Raw genomic sequence first — 248 nt, forward strand, 5'->3', positions numbered from 1 at the left:
GTGATGCTGTAGTTCGTGTTATCCGCGCCGCCATAGCTGGTAGCGCTCAGGTTAACCGTCTTACCGGTACCCGCATGCTTAGTATCAAAGGTACCCGTGCTCGCCACCGTAACAACATCCCCGGCGATCCAGCCTGCGGCACCCGAGACATCAAGGACCGCGTCGGTGTTTGCATCGTAGGTTTTGTTGCTTGCCGTAATACCACTGATGCTGATCGCTTTAGTGCTTACATTCGCGCTGGCAGTCGC

The 248-nt window shown here is 56.0% G+C and carries 1 protein-coding gene; it reads right to left on the minus strand.

Translation table 11 applies throughout. The features are described 5' to 3' along the window. Nucleotides 1–248: YDG domain-containing protein (locus H4J59_RS13155; RefSeq protein WP_220469823.1), on the minus strand; the 248-nt coding region annotated here is incomplete at both ends.

This window comes from Colwellia sp. MB02u-10 (assembly GCF_014077185.1).
GTDB lineage: Bacteria > Pseudomonadota > Gammaproteobacteria > Enterobacterales > Alteromonadaceae > Cognaticolwellia.